General features: G+C 64.0%; 16 protein-coding genes. 10 read left to right on the top strand and 6 right to left on the bottom strand.

The features are described 5' to 3' along the window. Window positions 1-46: 46 nt before the first annotated feature. The 3 genes from AArcS_RS00550 to AArcS_RS00540 form a co-directional block, all read right to left on the bottom strand. Window positions 47-313, bottom strand: coding sequence for a DUF7967 family protein (locus AArcS_RS00550; protein WP_238478484.1), 267 nt, complete (start codon window positions 311-313; stop codon window positions 47-49). Window positions 314-361: 48 nt separating this feature from the next. Further along, entirely contained in the window at window positions 362-1,672 is a 1,311-nt protein-coding gene (locus AArcS_RS00545; RefSeq protein WP_238478483.1) for an acetamidase/formamidase family protein, read from the bottom strand. A 74-nt stretch (window positions 1,673-1,746) separates the two neighbouring features. Continuing rightward, window positions 1,747-2,082 carry a DUF8062 family protein gene (locus AArcS_RS00540; RefSeq protein ID WP_238478482.1) on the bottom strand — a complete coding sequence of 112 codons (336 nt, stop codon included), beginning with the start codon at window positions 2,080-2,082 and terminating at the stop codon, window positions 1,747-1,749. Window positions 2,083-2,129: 47 nt separating this feature from the next. On the opposite strand from AArcS_RS00540, the gene AArcS_RS00535 reads away from it, so the two are divergent. The 8 genes from AArcS_RS00535 to AArcS_RS00500 all read left to right on the top strand — a co-directional run bounded on the left by AArcS_RS00535 (window position 2,130) and on the right by AArcS_RS00500 (window position 11,617). After that, a complete protein-coding gene (locus tag AArcS_RS00535; RefSeq protein ID WP_238478481.1) occupies window positions 2,130-3,074 on the top strand; it encodes an SDR family oxidoreductase in 945 nt (314 codons plus the stop codon). Window positions 3,075-3,143: 69 nt separating this feature from the next. Next, window positions 3,144-3,563, top strand: a complete 420-nt coding sequence (locus AArcS_RS00530; RefSeq protein WP_238478480.1) for a PPC domain-containing DNA-binding protein — start codon at window positions 3,144-3,146, stop codon at window positions 3,561-3,563. Next, on the top strand, window positions 3,564-7,136 hold the full coding sequence (locus tag AArcS_RS00525) for a DNA polymerase II large subunit (RefSeq protein WP_238478479.1): 3,573 nt from the start codon (window positions 3,564-3,566) through the stop codon (window positions 7,134-7,136). It abuts the gene before it with no gap. Window positions 7,137-7,200: 64 nt separating this feature from the next. Then, window positions 7,201-7,401 (top strand): hypothetical protein, encoded by a 201-nt coding sequence (locus AArcS_RS00520; protein ID WP_238478478.1) that lies wholly within the window; start codon window positions 7,201-7,203, stop codon window positions 7,399-7,401. 33 nt (window positions 7,402-7,434) lie between these two features. Continuing rightward, window positions 7,435-8,925 carry an FAD-binding domain-containing protein gene (locus tag AArcS_RS00515; protein ID WP_238478477.1) on the top strand — a complete coding sequence of 497 codons (1,491 nt, stop codon included), beginning with the start codon at window positions 7,435-7,437 and terminating at the stop codon, window positions 8,923-8,925. Between the two features lie 120 nt (window positions 8,926-9,045). Continuing rightward, entirely contained in the window at window positions 9,046-10,209 is a 1,164-nt protein-coding gene (locus tag AArcS_RS00510) for an OFA family MFS transporter (RefSeq protein WP_238480029.1), read from the top strand. A 181-nt stretch (window positions 10,210-10,390) separates the two neighbouring features. Beyond that, window positions 10,391-10,684 carry a DUF7130 family rubredoxin-like protein gene (locus AArcS_RS00505; RefSeq protein WP_238478476.1) on the top strand — a complete coding sequence of 98 codons (294 nt, stop codon included), beginning with the start codon at window positions 10,391-10,393 and terminating at the stop codon, window positions 10,682-10,684. Between the two features lie 30 nt (window positions 10,685-10,714). Next, a complete protein-coding gene (locus AArcS_RS00500) occupies window positions 10,715-11,617 on the top strand; it encodes a ketopantoate reductase family protein (RefSeq protein ID WP_238478475.1) in 903 nt (300 codons plus the stop codon). Between the two features lies 1 nt (window position 11,618). On the opposite strand, the gene AArcS_RS00495 is transcribed toward AArcS_RS00500, so the two are convergent. Both AArcS_RS00495 and AArcS_RS00490 read right to left on the bottom strand, forming a co-directional pair. Then, window positions 11,619-11,975 carry a NifU family protein gene (locus AArcS_RS00495; RefSeq protein WP_238478474.1) on the bottom strand — a complete coding sequence of 119 codons (357 nt, stop codon included), beginning with the start codon at window positions 11,973-11,975 and terminating at the stop codon, window positions 11,619-11,621. 53 nt (window positions 11,976-12,028) lie between these two features. Then, window positions 12,029-12,346, bottom strand: a complete 318-nt coding sequence (locus tag AArcS_RS00490) for a DUF5783 family protein (RefSeq protein ID WP_238478473.1) — start codon at window positions 12,344-12,346, stop codon at window positions 12,029-12,031. A gap of 120 nt (window positions 12,347-12,466) precedes the next feature. Here AArcS_RS00490 and AArcS_RS00485 point away from each other — a divergent pair, with 120 nt between their 5' ends. Together AArcS_RS00485 and AArcS_RS00480 are read left to right on the top strand one after the other, a co-directional pair. Further along, entirely contained in the window at window positions 12,467-13,531 is a 1,065-nt protein-coding gene (locus AArcS_RS00485) for a S1C family serine protease (protein ID WP_238478472.1), read from the top strand. Window positions 13,532-13,664: 133 nt separating this feature from the next. Next, window positions 13,665-14,144, top strand: coding sequence for a universal stress protein (locus AArcS_RS00480; RefSeq protein WP_238478471.1), 480 nt, complete (start codon window positions 13,665-13,667; stop codon window positions 14,142-14,144). Here AArcS_RS00480 and AArcS_RS00475 read toward each other — a convergent pair. After that, on the bottom strand, window positions 14,128-15,330 hold the full coding sequence (locus AArcS_RS00475; protein ID WP_238478470.1) for an MFS transporter: 1,203 nt from the start codon (window positions 15,328-15,330) through the stop codon (window positions 14,128-14,130). The genes AArcS_RS00480 and AArcS_RS00475 overlap by 17 nt on opposite strands.

Raw genomic sequence — 15,330 nt, 5'->3', positions numbered from 1 at the left:
TGTGCAACCACGTGGAAAAGTATCCGAACACGCCGACGACTCCCGCCTAGAGAACGTCGTCAGGGGCGTGCTCGCTCGCCATCCGGTCGGCCTCGGAGGCGTAGCGCTCCCGGAGCGCGTCGTCGTCGACCGGCTGGAGGTCGTTCTCGGGGACCGATCGGGCTGCTGTCACGTCGAGTCGAAACAGCATGTTCGCGGAGAGATCACGCTGGTGATATCGGCTCCCATCGGGTGTCGCGTAGACGAACGAGACGAGGTTTTCGTCGCTATAAGAGCGTTCGACGAGCCAGCACTGCACCGAATTCTCGGTCATGGACGGGCGTAACGTGCGTACTGGTATGTATCTGACGTGCTGTGACAGTCAGTCCAGACCGTACTGCTCGCGGACGATCCCATCGAGTCCGCGCTCTTCGAGCCGATCGAGCGGGGCGAGCATGTCCAGCTGGACGACGCCAGGAAGCCGGCCGATCTGGACGCCGCCAGTGAACGTACACCGCGAGCGGACTTCCCCTTCGCTCATGTCCAGTAGCGTTCCTGCACGGTCGAACGCGTTCTCGGTCGCGTCGTTTATTGTCGCGCCGCTGCCGATCACCTGGATCGGGCCCATCCCCTCGGTGAGGTCGGTCTCGTATTCGTCGGCGAGTTCGCGACCCGCAGCCAGCTCCTCGTCGGTATAGGGCCGACTGATAAAGGGGAGATCCTCCTCGTTGGGCAGGAGGATCGGGCCGTCGATCCCGGCGTCCTTGATCACCTCGACATCGATCTCGGTGCGGCCGCTCACGTCGGTCGTGTGCAGGGAGAGTTCACCATCGCCCTGGTTCGCGTGGAGGTCACCGACGTAGACGCCGCCGCCGTCGATTTTTACCGGACAGATCAGCGTCGCGCCCGCCCGCACCTCGGGAACGTCCATGTGCCCGTCCGTCCGTGCGTCGAGGTCGCTCTCGTCGTCGAGCCCCCAGTCGTGCTCCGCGCCGATGAGGAACTGGCCGAAGTCCCCGGCGTTGTGCGAGTCCGGGAGTTCGATCGGCGGCGTCGTGCCGACGTTGCCGATGAACGGCCGGAGTCGACCGAGTGTCCCCGGGATCTCCGAGGGTTCGTAAAGCAGGATGGGATGCTGGCGGGAGTTCTCGGGGATGTCCATCGCTTCCTCGGCCCGTTCGGCGAGGTCGTGTGCGCCCGCTTCGTCGACGGTGATCCCGACGGTCCGGTCCTCGTCGAACGCGACGGTGTAGCCGAACTCGAAGCCAAAGGCGGAGGCGTTCGCGCCACACTCCGCACACCGAATAGCGTCCTCACCGGTCCCCTCGACGACGCTGTCCGGCCACTCTGTGCCACACTCGGGACAGCGGTGGTCAACGAACGGATCGCTGCCGAACGCCTCCTCACGTTCCCGCATTGATCCCGTGCTCGTCGCGACGCTAGTGACTTCGATATCGCGAATGTGGAGCGCGATGGCGTCGCCGACTTCGGCGTTCTCGACCCGGATCGGCCGGGTGACCTCGTGGCCCCCGCGGAAGCCGGGCGTGATCATCGGCCCCCAGCACGCCGGCGGGGTGTAGGTCGAGATCGTACCGCCGTCGGCGACCGTTCCGGCCCACTCCTGATCGGGCCCCACGAGCCCGAGTGTGTACTGGTCAACATGGAGTTCGTCGTGGATCTCCTGAGATGCCATTGTGTCCGAGAATACGCACGCAGAGACTTTAATGAATAACCATTAATTACAGGTCGGGTCGCGTGAACCAACACCTACTCGGACGGCGAAACAACGCTCTGTTTGTCATCGCCACCCCGAATTTCGACGTCATGACGCGTGTGCCGGGCGTGCAACTCGGCCCAGCGGCGCACGCCGTGTTCGGCCAGTTGCTCCTCGCTTGCTGGACACTGTCGACAGTTCGCCCGCCACGTCGCGACGTCGTCCGGGAAGTGACCCGTATGACGCATGTGATCGAGGGCGAACTGCTCGACAGCCTGGTTGCCAAGCCCCATCTCGTCGAGTTCGTACGCGAGATCCCACTCTCGGTCACAGCGCGAGCAGGCGATCGTCGGCGTGTCATCGATCTCGTGGGGCGCGTCGTCGGTCATTGGTCGTTGTTCTCGACCAACGCTTTTGAATCCCGCTGTCGAATACGATGGGTCTCGAAACGATTACGTCGGGGACGAAACAACTCGAACTCGTGTCCGATTCAACATCGGCTGGGGAGATTGACGCCGAGGGGGACAGCCCTGTTGTTCTGCTCACCGGCGCTGGCTCGGGGATCGGCGCGGCGACAGCGCTCGCGTTCGCCGAGGAGGGCTGGGCGGTGTACGCGACGGACGTCGAGACGCCGTTGTCCGAGGAGATCCGGGCACGCTGTCGGACGCGCGAGCTGGACGTCACCGACGACGAACAGTGTCGGGCAGTCGTTGCGGACGTGCTTGCGGAGACAGGCCGGCTCGACGTGCTGGTCAACAACGCGGGCTACGCCGTACCGGGGGCGGTCGAGGAAGTGCCGGTCGATGAGACAAAAGCAGAGTTCGACGTGCTCGTCCACGGGCCACACCGGCTGATCAGGGAGGTGCTGCCCGCGATGCGCGAGCAGGGATCGGGGACCATCGTCAACGTCTCCAGCGTGCTCGGGCTGGCCGCCTATCAGGGGCTGGGCAGCTACGCGGCAGGAAAGGCCGCAATGGAGGCGCTGTCGGACTCACTTCGGCTTGAACTGCGCGGAACCGGGATCGACGTCGTGCTCGTCGAGCCGCCGTGGGTCGAGACACCCTTTGGTAAGCGGGCCCGGGCAGACCTCTCCCGGCGCGAGCGCCACGAGAGCTATGCGGAGACGTACGCAGCCCTGGAGGACGGCTGGGCACTGGACGGCGGGCCGCTCGCGCTCTCGCCCGAACAGGTAGCCGAGACGATCGTCGCCGCCGCGACCGACCGCTCGCCACGGGCACGATATCCTGTCGGGATCGTGGCGACGTTCATCAGGTGGACGCGCTGGTTTCCACCCGCGCTCCTCGATCCGATCCGGCGTGCGTTCGGGTGGGCGACGACCCGGATCGGGCGACTTGGCGCACGCCTGAGGCAGTGGCGCTAACCCGGTGGGGTCGCAACAACCTGAACGCCAACACGCAGGTTTTTGTTCGTGGGGAACGGCCCTTTGGCTATGAACTATCGGGAGGTCACGACGACGGGCGAGTACCTCGCGAGCCTGGACCACGGCGCGGACTGGCGCGAGGAGATCGAATCCCTCGCAAGCGAGGTCGACGCCGACGCGGCGTGGTTCACGGCGCTTGGAGCCATACAGGACGCGGAGGTGTGGTTCTACGATCAGGAGACAACCGAGTACGAGCCCGTCTCCTTCGACGAACCGCTTGAGGTCGCAGGCTGTGTCGGCAACGTCTCCTTGCTCGACGGTGAGCGGTTCGCCCACACCCACGCCGTCCTCTCGCGGCCGAGCGGCGAGGCGCTCGCCGGACATCTGGATGCCGCGACGGTCTGGGCGGGCGAGGTGTACATGCGGACCTTCGAGGAATCACTGGTTCGAGAACACGACGAACGCACCGATCTGGATCTCTGGTTATAGATGCGGGAGGAAGACGAGGAGTACTTCGGGCGACTGGAAGCCGAACTCGACGTCGCGATGGACATTGCCAGCGAGGCGAAAACCCGTGGCGGCGATCCGAAGCCGGAGGTCGAGATCCCGATCGCGCGGGACATGGCCGACCGCGTCGAGAACATCCTCGGCATCGACGGCGTGGCCGAGCGCGTGCGCGAACTCGAAGGGGAGATGAGCCGCGAGGAGGCCGCACTCGAACTCGTGACCGACTTCGTCGAGGGACGGGTCGGCGACTACGAGTCCCGTGACGGCAAGATCGAGGGGGCGGTCCGGACCGCGGTCGCCCTGCTGACCGAGGGCGTCGTCGCGGCACCGATCGAGGGGATCGACCGCGTCGAGATCAACGAGAACGACGACGGCACCGAGTTCGTCGCCGTCTACTACGCCGGACCGATCCGTTCCGCGGGCGGAACCGCACAGGCGCTCTCCGTGCTGGTCGCCGACTACGCCCGGTCCCTGCTCGATGTCGACGAGTTCAAACCGCGCGACGACGAGGTCGAGCGCTACGCCGAGGAGGTCGGCCTCTACGACAAGGAGACCGGCCTGCAGTACTCGCCGAAGGACAAGGAGACGAAGTTCATCACCCGGAACTGCCCGATCATGCTCGACGGCGAGGCGACGGGCGACGAGGAGGTCTCGGGATTCCGGGATCTCGAGCGGATCGATACCAACAGCCCCCGCGGAGGGATGTGTCTCGTTCTGGCGGAGGGGATCGCACTGAAAGCGCCGAAGATCAAGCGGTACACACGCAACCTCGACGAGGTCGACTGGCCCTGGCTCGACGATCTGATGGACGGCACGATCGGGGATGGCGAGGCGGAAGCCGACGGAGACGGCGACGACGGCGACAGCGAGGATGCCGACGACGAGGAGGCGGACGCTGACGACGCCACCGACGAACCGGTCAAGCCCGAGGGACCGCCGCGGGCCGAACCGAACAAGAAGTTTTTGCGCGATCTGATCGCCGGGCGTCCCGTCTTCTCGCATCCCAGCGAGGCTGGCGGGTTCCGGCTCCACTACGGTCGTGCCCGGAACCACGGTAACGCGACCGCTGGTGTCCATCCCGCAACGATGCATCTGGTCGACGATTTCCTCGCGACCGGCACCCAGATCAAGACCGAGCTGCCGGGGAAAGCGGCAGGCGTCGTCCCGGTCGACACCATCGAGGGGCCGACGGTCCGGCTGGCCAACGGCGAGGTCCGCCAGATCGACGATCCGGCGGAGGCCATCGAGATCAGAAACGGCGTCGAGAAAGTCCTCGACATCGGCGAGTATCTGGTCAACTACGGCGAGTTCGTCGAGAACAACCACCCGCTGGTGCCCGCGGGCTACACCGTCGAGTGGTGGGTCAAGGAGTTCGAGGCGGCCGGCGCGGACGTCCAGGCGATGCAGGACGATCCGAGCGTCGACCTCGCGGACCCCGACCCGGAGGAGGCGCTCGACTGGGCCACGGAGTACGACGCGCCACTCCACCCGAACTACACCTGTCTCTGGCACGACATCGACGTCGACGAGTTCGAGGCGCTTGTCTCGGCGGTCGAGGATGGGACGGTCGACGTGGACGTTCCCACGATCGAACACAAGAGCGTCGAGCCGTCGATCCTCGACGTGCTCGTCCTGCCGCGCTCGGAGACCGTTCGGGAGGCCGTCGAGGCGCTCCTGCTCGAACACACCCAGACCGACACGACGCTGCGGATCCCCGTCTGGCGTCCGTTCGTGCGCTCGCTTGGCTTCGAAGTCGATGGCGAGGACCTCACGCGGACGTGGGACGAGCTGTCCGCCGACGCTCGGTCGTGGCCCAACGCCGTCGAGGCGGTCAACGAGGTCGCCCCCTTCTCGATCCGGGAGCGCTCGCCGACCCGCGTCGGCAACCGGATGGGCCGTCCCGAAAAGTCCGAGTCCCGCGACCTGAGCCCCGCCGTCCACACGCTCTTTCCGATCGGCGAGGCAGGTGGCTCACAGCGTGACGTCTCCGCCGCGGTCAAACACGCCGACTCGATGACCGACACCCCGGGCGAGGTCGAAGTACAGGTGGGCCGCCGAGAGTGTGGCGAGTGTGGCGAACACACGTTCAAAACCCGCTGTCCGGACTGTGACGGCCACACGGAGCCACACTACGAGTGTCCGGACTGCGAGACGCGACTGTCCCCCGACGAGTCCGGCAGGGTATTCTGTGATCACTGCGAGGTCGAGGGAACCAGCGTCGAGACGCGGATCGTCGACGTCCACGCGGAGTACCGCAACGCGCTCGAATCGGTCGGCGAGCGCGAGAACGCCTTCGAGATGCTCAAAGGTGTCAAGGGGCTGTCCTCCAAGAATAAGACGCCCGAGCCGATGGAGAAGGGAATCTTCCGCGCGAAACACGGCGTCTCCTCGTTCAAGGACGGCACGGTTCGGTACGACATGACCGACCTGCCGATCACCGCAGTCAGGGCCAGCGAACTGGACGTCACGGTCGATCAGCTCCAGTCGCTTGGCTACCACGAGGACATCCACGGCGAGCCGCTCGAACACGCCGACCAGCTGGTCGAGCTGAAAGTCCAGGACGTCGTCCTCTCCGATGGCGCGGCCGAGCACATGCTCAAGACCGCGGACTTCGTCGACGACCTGCTGGAGCAGTACTACGGGCTCGATCCCTACTACGAGGTCGAGGACCGCGAGGAACTGGTCGGCGAGCTCGTCTTCGGGATGGCCCCCCACACCAGCGCGGCGACAGTCGGGCGCGTGATCGGCTTTACGAGCGCAGCCGTGGGCTACGCGCATCCGTTCTTCCACGCGGCAAAGCGGCGAAACTGTGACGGAGATGAGGATTGTGTAATGCTCCTCCTTGATGGACTTTTGAACTTTAGTATGGAATATTTACCAGATCAGCGAGGTGGGCGGATGGACGCCCCGCTGGTCATGTCCTCCCGGATCGATCCCGCCGAGATCGACGACGAGGCCCACAACATCGATGTCGTCGACGAGTACCCGCTGGAGTTCTACGAGGCGACCCGGGAGCTGGCCGACCCCGAAGACGTCGACATCGAGATCGCCGAGGCGACGCTGGGGACCGACCGGGAGTACACCGACTTCGGGCACACCCACGATACCACGGACATCGCCCTCGGGCCGGATCTGTCGGCGTACAAGACGCTCGGCTCGATGATGGACAAGATGGATGCCCAGCTGGAGCTCTCCCGAAAGCTCCGGGCGGTCGACGAGACAGACGTCGCCGAGCGGGTGATCGAGTATCACTTCCTGCCGGACCTGATCGGGAACCTGCGGGCATTCTCCCGTCAGGAGACGCGCTGTCTGGACTGCGGCGAGAAGTATCGCCGGATGCCACTGACTCGCGAGTGTCGAGAGTGTGGCGGTAGAGTGAACCTCACCGTCCACGAGGGATCGGTCAACAAGTACATGCAGACTGCCATCACTGTCGCCGACGAGTTCGGCGCACGCGATTACACGAAACAGCGCCTCGAAGTGCTGGAAATGAAACTGAAGAGTATCTTCGAGGACGATACCAACAAACAGAGCGGGATCGCGGACTTCATGTAATGGACGGTGGTGCTCCCTCGCGGGAAGCCAACGTATTATACCCACCGCGTCCAACCAACTGAGTATGTCGGTACTCGGGCGCTTTGTCGACTGGTTCGGCGACCAGACCATAGGCGTACAGGTGGGGGCGACGACCCTGCTCTTTGCCGTCCTGTTCGTGATGGGACTGTACACGCTCGGGCTCCTCCCGGCAGTGATCGTCGTGGCGGTGCTGATCGAACACTGGTACAGGAGCGACACGTCCTTCCAGGACTGGACCGAATAAACACCTTTCACGGTCGGTTCCTAACCACCGTCGATGGGAGACCGAATCGCCGTGTGGCACCGCGACGATCTGCGCCTGCGAGATAGCCCTGCGCTCGTTCGGGCGGCCGCGGATGGACAGCCAGTGCCGGTGTTCGTCTTCGACCCGACCTTCTACGACGGGATTGCCTGTGACAGCAGGATCCGCTTTCTCCACGAGTCGATCGACGCCCTCGGCGAGGGCTACCGCGAGCACGGCGGGCAACTCGCCACCGTCCACGGTGATCCGGCCACCGTACTGCCGGCGCTGGACGTCGACAGGGTTTACGTCAACAGGAGCGTTACCGGGCGGTACGGCCACGAACGCGACAGGCGGCTGTTCGAGCGTGAGGAAGTGACGCCGATCGCCGACGACGGGATCGACTGGTCCAAGCGTCCCCGCAGCGCCTACGACTGGCAGGCACAGGCGGAGGCCTACTTCGAGCGGGAGCCGCTGGCGATTCCCGAGACGGACTTTGGGACGGTCGACGCCGCAGTGACGACCGACGAGATCGAGCGGCGGTACGGCGTCGAGCCGAGTAAACGAGGTGTCCCGACCGGCGGCTGGCGCGCCGCTCACGAGCGACTGGAGGCGTTCACCGAGCGCCTCGACGAGTACATCGGCGGGATCTCGCCGCCTGCCGCCGCCGAGGAGCGAACGAGCCATCTCTCGCCGTATCTCGCGCTTGGCTGTCTCTCGCCGCGGGAAGCCTACAGCTACGTCACCGAGCATGGTCGTGAGGGCCGGGGACGCGAGCTGTTCGTCGAACGACTCTTCTGGAACCGCCACTTCTCACAGAAACTGGCTGACTGGCCCGCTGCGACCGATCGGGCGATCAACCCGGTGTTCCGGGGCCTGTTCCGGAGCCGACACGATCCCGACCTCGTCGATGCGTGGAAGGAGGGCAGGACCGGATTTCCACTCGTCGACGCGAGCATGCGTGCCCTCGAAGCGACCGGCTGGCTCAACTTCCGGATGCGGGCGATGTGTGCGACGTTTTATACGTACATCCTGCAGTGCTGGTGGAAGATCGGTGCGGACTGGTTCTACCGGCACCTGATCGACGCGGACGCAGCGATCAACTACCAGCAGTGGCAGATGCAGTCTGGGCTGGTCGGCGTCCACCCGCTGCGGATCTACAACCCGCGAAAGCAGGTCCGGGAGAACGATCCCGACGGGGAGTTCATCAGAAAATACGTACCAGAACTGGCCGACCTCCCAGCCGAACATCTCGACCGGCCCGAGAAGACGCCCCTGTCGGTCCAGCGTGAGTGTGACGTCCGGATCGGCGAGGACTACCCTCATCCAGTCGTCGAGTTCGAGCGCCGCCGCGAGGAGACCAGAGCGATCCTCGCGGAGCTGGTCGACCGAGCGGAGGAAGCGCTGGAGGATCCGGAGATCAGACGCCGGGCAAGCCTCTCGGGGCGTCGATCGCGGGCCGCCGGTGACGTCGACGAGGGGGACCGTCCGAGCGCGGAATCCCAGTCCGAGCTCTCGGAGTTTTGAGTCGTTATAGGACGTTTTTTTACCACGCTCGTCTCTCGTTGGCACGTGAACACTGCCGACGAGCGAGCGAAGTCACTGCTTGGCTACTCGCGATGGTGGCAGATCGCCGCCGCCGCGGTCATGATGGCCCTGGTAAGCCCGTATCAGTACGTGTGGTCGTCGCTAGAGGGGCCGCTCGCGGCCGAGCTGGACGCCTCGCTCTCGGCGCTGGGCTTCGTTTTTACACTGTACGTTGTCGTGATGTCGATGATCCAGTTTCCCGCCGGATGGTGGCGGGATCGGTACGGTCCACAGGCGGTGACGCTCGCCGCAGGATTTTTCGCTGGTGGCGGATACATCGCGCTCGCGTTCGCGAACGAGCTCTGGCAGGTGTACGCCGCCTACGGGATCGGCGCGGTCGGCGTTGGGATGGTCTACACCGTCGCCGTCAACACCGCTGTCAAGTGGTTCCCGGACCGGCGTGGGCTGACAACCGGGATCGGGACGATGGCCTTCGCGGCTGGCAGCGCCGCGTTCGTCCCGTTCGTTCGCTACATGGTCGACGTGGATGCGCTTGCAACCGGCCTCTGGAGCATGGGCGTGCTCATTGTGGTCGGAATCGTCGTGGGAACCGTCGTCCTCAGAGACCCTCCCATCGGTTGGCACGAGTCAACGGACGAGCGGGCTGCCGATGGGGGGAACGGGCCAACGACTGACAACGGGGGGCAGTACTCCTGGCGAGAGATGGTCCGCACCTGGCAGTTCTGGGTGATGTACTTCATGTTCGTTGCGGTGAGCGCAGCCGGATTGATGATCACCGCCCGGAGTATTCTCTATGCGGAACAGGCCGGGCTCACAGCTGGCGTCGCAACCGTCGCCGCCACTGTACTGCCGATCGCCTCGGGGGGAGGTCGCCTGGTCGTCGGTGCGCTCTCCGATCGGTTCGAGCGCGAACGCGTTACGGCACTCTCGTTTCTGGCATGTGGCGTCGGTACGATTGGTATCGTTCTCTTCGCGGGGCTCGACAGCGGCGTCGGGTACGTACTCACGGTCGCCGTCGCCGTGTTCTTCTGGAGCTCACAGTTCTCACTGTTTCCCAGCCTCGTGGGAGATTACTACGGACCCAGACACTCCTCGACGAACTACTCGCTGGTGTACTCGGGGAAGCTCTGGGGTGGCGTCTTCGGTGGCGGCGTGGTGGGGTGGCTGGTCGGCGTCGTCGGGTGGGACGCGGCGTTCCTGCTCGGCGGGGCGCTGGCGCTCACCGCCGGTGTCGCCGGACTCTTCCTGCGTGCACCGGAGTGAAATGTCCGCTCCGGCTGAATCGCCCGTGGCCAACAGGGGCAAGTGACCGGATAGTGATTCAGTATAGCTGTATGTGGTTTATACACCGGTTCCGATGACCCCCATCCACTCGTATCAGTTGCTCGAAAACACCATTTCGTGCTATGCGACGTTTATATCCGATCATGTCGTACGCTACCATATGAGCCAGCAAACGACATCGGATGTCTCGCTGGGCACGTCAGTGTACAACGACGACGGAACGAAGCTCGGCATCGTTCGCGGATTCGACGATAGTGGGTTTTACGTCCGGCTCGATGCGGATGCCGAGGCCGAGTCCGTCGATCGTCTTCGCTCGGGACAGAGCTACGGCGAAAAGAACCTAATGTGGCGGTGCTGGCAATGTGGCGAGATGGGACAGATCGAGGATATGCCAGACGAGTGTCCGGCCTGCGGCGCCGGTGGCGAGGAGCTGTACTACTGGACGGAAGATTAGCTTTTTCGCCGCGTGGTGCTCACGTCGGGTATGGAAATCGTCGTGTTCGGAGCGGGAAGTCTGGGGAGTCTACTGGGAGGGCTTCTCGCCAGCGAACATCGAGTAACACTCGTCGGTCGTGACCCCCACGTCTCCACAATCCGATCCGAGGGGCTCTCTATCACTGGCAGGTTCGACCGAACCGTGGCTCCCGAGGCAACGACGGACGGAGCAGGACTGGCGGCGGATCTCGTCGTCGTCACTGTAAAGAGCTTCGATACCGAGGATGCCGCCCGGACGCTCGCTACCGGGGAGTTCGACGTCGCACTGTCCGTACAGAACGGGATTGGAAACGAGGAAACCCTGAGCAAGCATCTCGACTGTCCCGTGCTGGCCGGGACGGCGACGTACGGCGCTCGGCTCGATAGCCCCGGACACGTCGACTGTACCGGACATGGAGAGCTAACGCTTGGTCCGCGTGACGGTGGTGTTTCGTCCGTCGCAAAGGACGTGGCCGAGGCGTTCACAGCGGCAGACATCGAGGCCAACGCGGTGCCGGATATGTCCCGGAAGCTCTGGGAGAAGCTGGCGGTCAATGCGGGTATCAACCCCGTTACAGCACTCTCACGCGTTCGAAATGGGGTGCTTGGCGAGGGATCAGCCAGCGAGATATCCCGTACTGCCGCAGTTGAGACGGCACACGTCGCCAGAGCAGAGGGGGCCGATCTGTCCAGCCACACCGTCCTATCGAGGATTGATGCGGTAATCGACGCGACCGCGAGAAACCAGTCCTCGATGTATCAGGACGTGCTCGCCGGTCGGCGCACGGAGATCGAAGCGATCAACGGAGCCGTCCTCGAACGCGCGGAAGTCCACGGAATCGACGTGCCGGTGAACCGAACGCTGACGGCACTGATCAGGGCCTGGGAACGGGAAAACACCGACAAAAAGTAACCTAGAAGGGTGCTTGTGGACCTTCGTCGGAGTCGCTGTCACCGCTGGATTCGCCGGGGAACGAGGGGCTCATACCGCCACCGCCGCCGTGTCCACCGGCATCGCCGGTTCCGGCGTGGACTTTCTCGATCTCGGGGATCTCCTTTACCATCCGGCTCTTGATCGCCTGGATCGTCATCGGGGAGATACCACAGCCGCTACATGCGCCGCCGAGCTGGATATGGACCTCGCCAGTCTCGCGGTCGATATCCTGAATCGCCGCGCTGCCGCCGTGCATCTGGATCTGCGGGAAGTTCCGACGCAGGAAATTCGCTACGCGCTCTTCTAGGTCGTCTCCCTCGGTCGTCTCGGTGCTCATGTCGCTCCGTACGTAGCCAGCGTCCTTAGACCTTTGGAGTCGGCCCCAGAGACCTACTCACTCACTCCGAACACGCGTTCGAGCTCCGCCTCGATCTCGTCGAGATAGATCTCGAGAGTCCGCTCCAGTTTGTCCTCGTCGACGACGATGGCCGTTACGCGCTCGGTCGGGTTCTCCGGGAGCTCGATCCGGAACTCGCCGTCATCGTAGAAGGGCTCGCTCTCGTTGAGCACCTGCTGGTCGATAGCATGGATCAGTTCGGAGTCGTACGCGTCGTTCATCGTCTCGAAGGCGTTCTTGTATGCGCGCTGGAGTTCGGGAAAGTAGTGGACGTACTTGTCCTCGAACTTCTCTGGGTCGAACTCTGTCATACTGGGTCAAAGGCGGGTCGGACACAAAAACTGGCCGAAACGCCGCAAGTAGTGATCTTTCGGCATCGGAACCGAGCCCTCGGCGATTCATATATCCGCTCGGCGGCCTAGACCACGAATATGACGGACAGGGAAACGACACGGCGACGCGTCCTGTCGGCGACAGGTGCGGTCCTCGTCGGCGGGATCGCAGGCTGTGTGGGTACGCCGGAACCCGGAGACGACGGGGAGGAGACTGCGACCGCTCCCCAGGTAGAGAACGGCGATGAAAACGCCTACACGGCGGTGTACGAGACGGTAATCGACTCTGTCGTCCTCGTTCAGGTGACCGGCTCGGAGTTCGGTCAGGGAGAGGGCACCGGGTTCGTGTACGATGACGAGCATCTTGTCACCAACGACCACGTCGTGGCCGGAGCCGACGAGATCGACATCCAGTTCGAGGGGGGCCAGTGGCGCTCGGCAGAGATCGTCGGAACGGACCCACACAGCGATCTCGCGGTGCTCGACGTCGAGGACATACCGGAATCGGCAACGCCGCTCTCGCTGTCGGAGACGGATGCGGCCGTCGGTCAGGAGGTCGTCGCGATCGGTAATCCGCTGGGACTCGATGCCTCGGTCTCGCGTGGTATCGTCAGCGGTGTCGAGCGCTCGCTACCGAGCCCGACGGAGTTCAACATCCCCGATGCCATCCAGACTGACGCTGCCGTAAATCCGGGCAACAGCGGTGGACCGCTGGTCAATCTCGACGGCGGTGTCGAGGGCGTGATCTTCGCCGGTGGGGGTGACAACATCGGGTTTGCAATCTCCGCTGCGCTAGCTCGCCGTGTCGTCCCGTCGCTGATCGAAACCGGAGAGTACGATCATTCGTATCTCGGCGTTCAGTTCACACCGGTCACCCCCGAAGTTGCTGATGCGAACGACCTCGAAGCTGCCCGTGGTGTGTTGATAACAGGCGTCGAGTCAGGGGGCCCAGCCGATGGACAGCTAGAGACGAACGCGAGCCCCGAAAGTCCCGAAGGAGACGTCGTAACCGGTATCGACGGCACCGAGATCCCGGACGAAAACGCGTTCTCGTCGCACCTGGCACTGGAAACGAGTCCGGACGAGACGATTTCGATGACGGTAGTTCGGGACGGCGTCGAGCAGTCAGTGTCGGTGACGCTTGGCGCGCGAAGCGACGCCTGATCGTAGTCCGACTGATCCGGTTTGCTGTCTTCGACCGACACGTAAACCAAATATCGATATATGGAACAGGGTCGAGTATCCAAACGTGAGAACGGACGAAACAGCTATACAGACATTCCGGATCGGTCTAGCTATGAGCTTCGAGACATATCTGGTGCCGACAGACGGCAGCGACCCGGCCGAAGCCGCCGCAGAACGGGCGTTCGATCTCGCAGCGCAGTGCAACGCGTCGATCCACGTTCTCTCGGTTGCGGACGATAGTGTGTGGGCCGGGATCGCACAGGGCGATGACACCGCAGAGATCCGCGAACGGCTCCACGAGCGGGCGAGCAATCGTGCCCTGACACTGCGGAAAGACGCACAGGATCGCGGCCTCGATGCCATCGTAGCCGTCCGAACCGGCACCCCGGCCGATGAGATCGTCGAATACGCAAGCACCGAGCCGATCGATGCGATCGTCATGGGAACCGCCGGACGTGGTGGACTCAGGCGTGCGATCGTCGGGAGCGTTGCCGACAAAGTGGTCAGAACCGCGCCAGTTCCGGTAATGACGGTCAATACGACAACTGCTGAAGGTGACGACCCACGCCCTCTGGCTACTCCGACGGGCTAGCCGAAGACGCCGATACGTCGCCGATCCCAAGTCTGAGAAAGGCCGGCAGCGTGACGAGCGCGATCAGTATTTCTAGTCCACCGACAACGAGAAACGCCAGTGGATAGCTGTAGACGTCCGCGATAGCGCCGCCAACCAGAAAGCCCGCGAGGAACCCGACACTGCCGAACAAGTTGAACCCAGCCATCGCCGTACCGCGGTCGATGTCGGTGGCAACATCGGTAACGAGCGCCATCGTCGCCGGTGCGAGCAGTGCGCCGAGAACGCCGATAAGGACCATGCCAGCGCCGGCGAGTTCGACCGTCCCGGCGTGCCCGATGGCAACGATCCCGAGCCCGTACAGCGAGGAGCCGACGACGATCGGTACCGTCCGACCGATCCGGTCCGAGAGCGCGCCGAGCGGATACTGAAGCAGGGCGAAGGGGGCGAAAAACAGCGCAAGCATGATCCCGCTCTCACCGGGCGAGAGATCGAAGGTCGCCTCGAAGTACGCGACGCCGACGAGCGCGAAAAAGCCCGCCGTCATTCGATCGATCATTCCGAACGCGTAGGGAATCGATAGCGTCGGCGTCCGCCGGATCGTAGCCAGCGCCTCGCGCGTGCTTCGTCGCCCCTGGGGTGCACGATCCTCGACGAACGAGACGAGTACGCCGACGAATGCCAGCAGGACGGCGGCCGCGTACAGCGGCGCAAGGGGGGAGAGTTCCGCGAGCTGGCCGCCGATCGGCGCGCCCATGGCGGTTCCAAGACCGATAGCGATCCCTGCGGCACCCATGTTGCGGCCGTGACCTCCATCGAGATCCATCAGCATCGTAATCGCAAGCGAGAATGCACCGATGGTCGCGGCCCCCTGCAGGACACGCAACAAGAGGACTATCTCAAAGGTGGCAAGCGAGAGCCGTGGAAGGATCGCAAGCAGGCCGTAGCCGAGCGCACCCCCAAGCGCGCCGAGAACGATCCACGGAACCCGCCGACCAGTTGTATCGCTGATTACCCCCCAGACGCCGACAAAGACGATGAACGCGGCGAACTCGGCACCGAGAAACCACATGCGTGGCTGCAAGTCGGTCGTCGCACCGAGCGTCGCAACGAGCTCGCCGAGGCCAGGATACAGTAGTACCTGCGCGAGCAAGACGACGTAGATGACCGCCGCGAGCAGGAGCCGTTCGCGTCGCGTCGAAGACAC

The organism is Natranaeroarchaeum sulfidigenes, from assembly GCF_017094485.1.
GTDB classification, from domain to species: domain Archaea; phylum Halobacteriota; class Halobacteria; order Halobacteriales; family Natronoarchaeaceae; genus Natranaeroarchaeum; species Natranaeroarchaeum sulfidigenes.
Note: the sequence above shows the minus strand (reverse complement) of the source record. Positions and strands in the feature narration are given on the sequence as shown.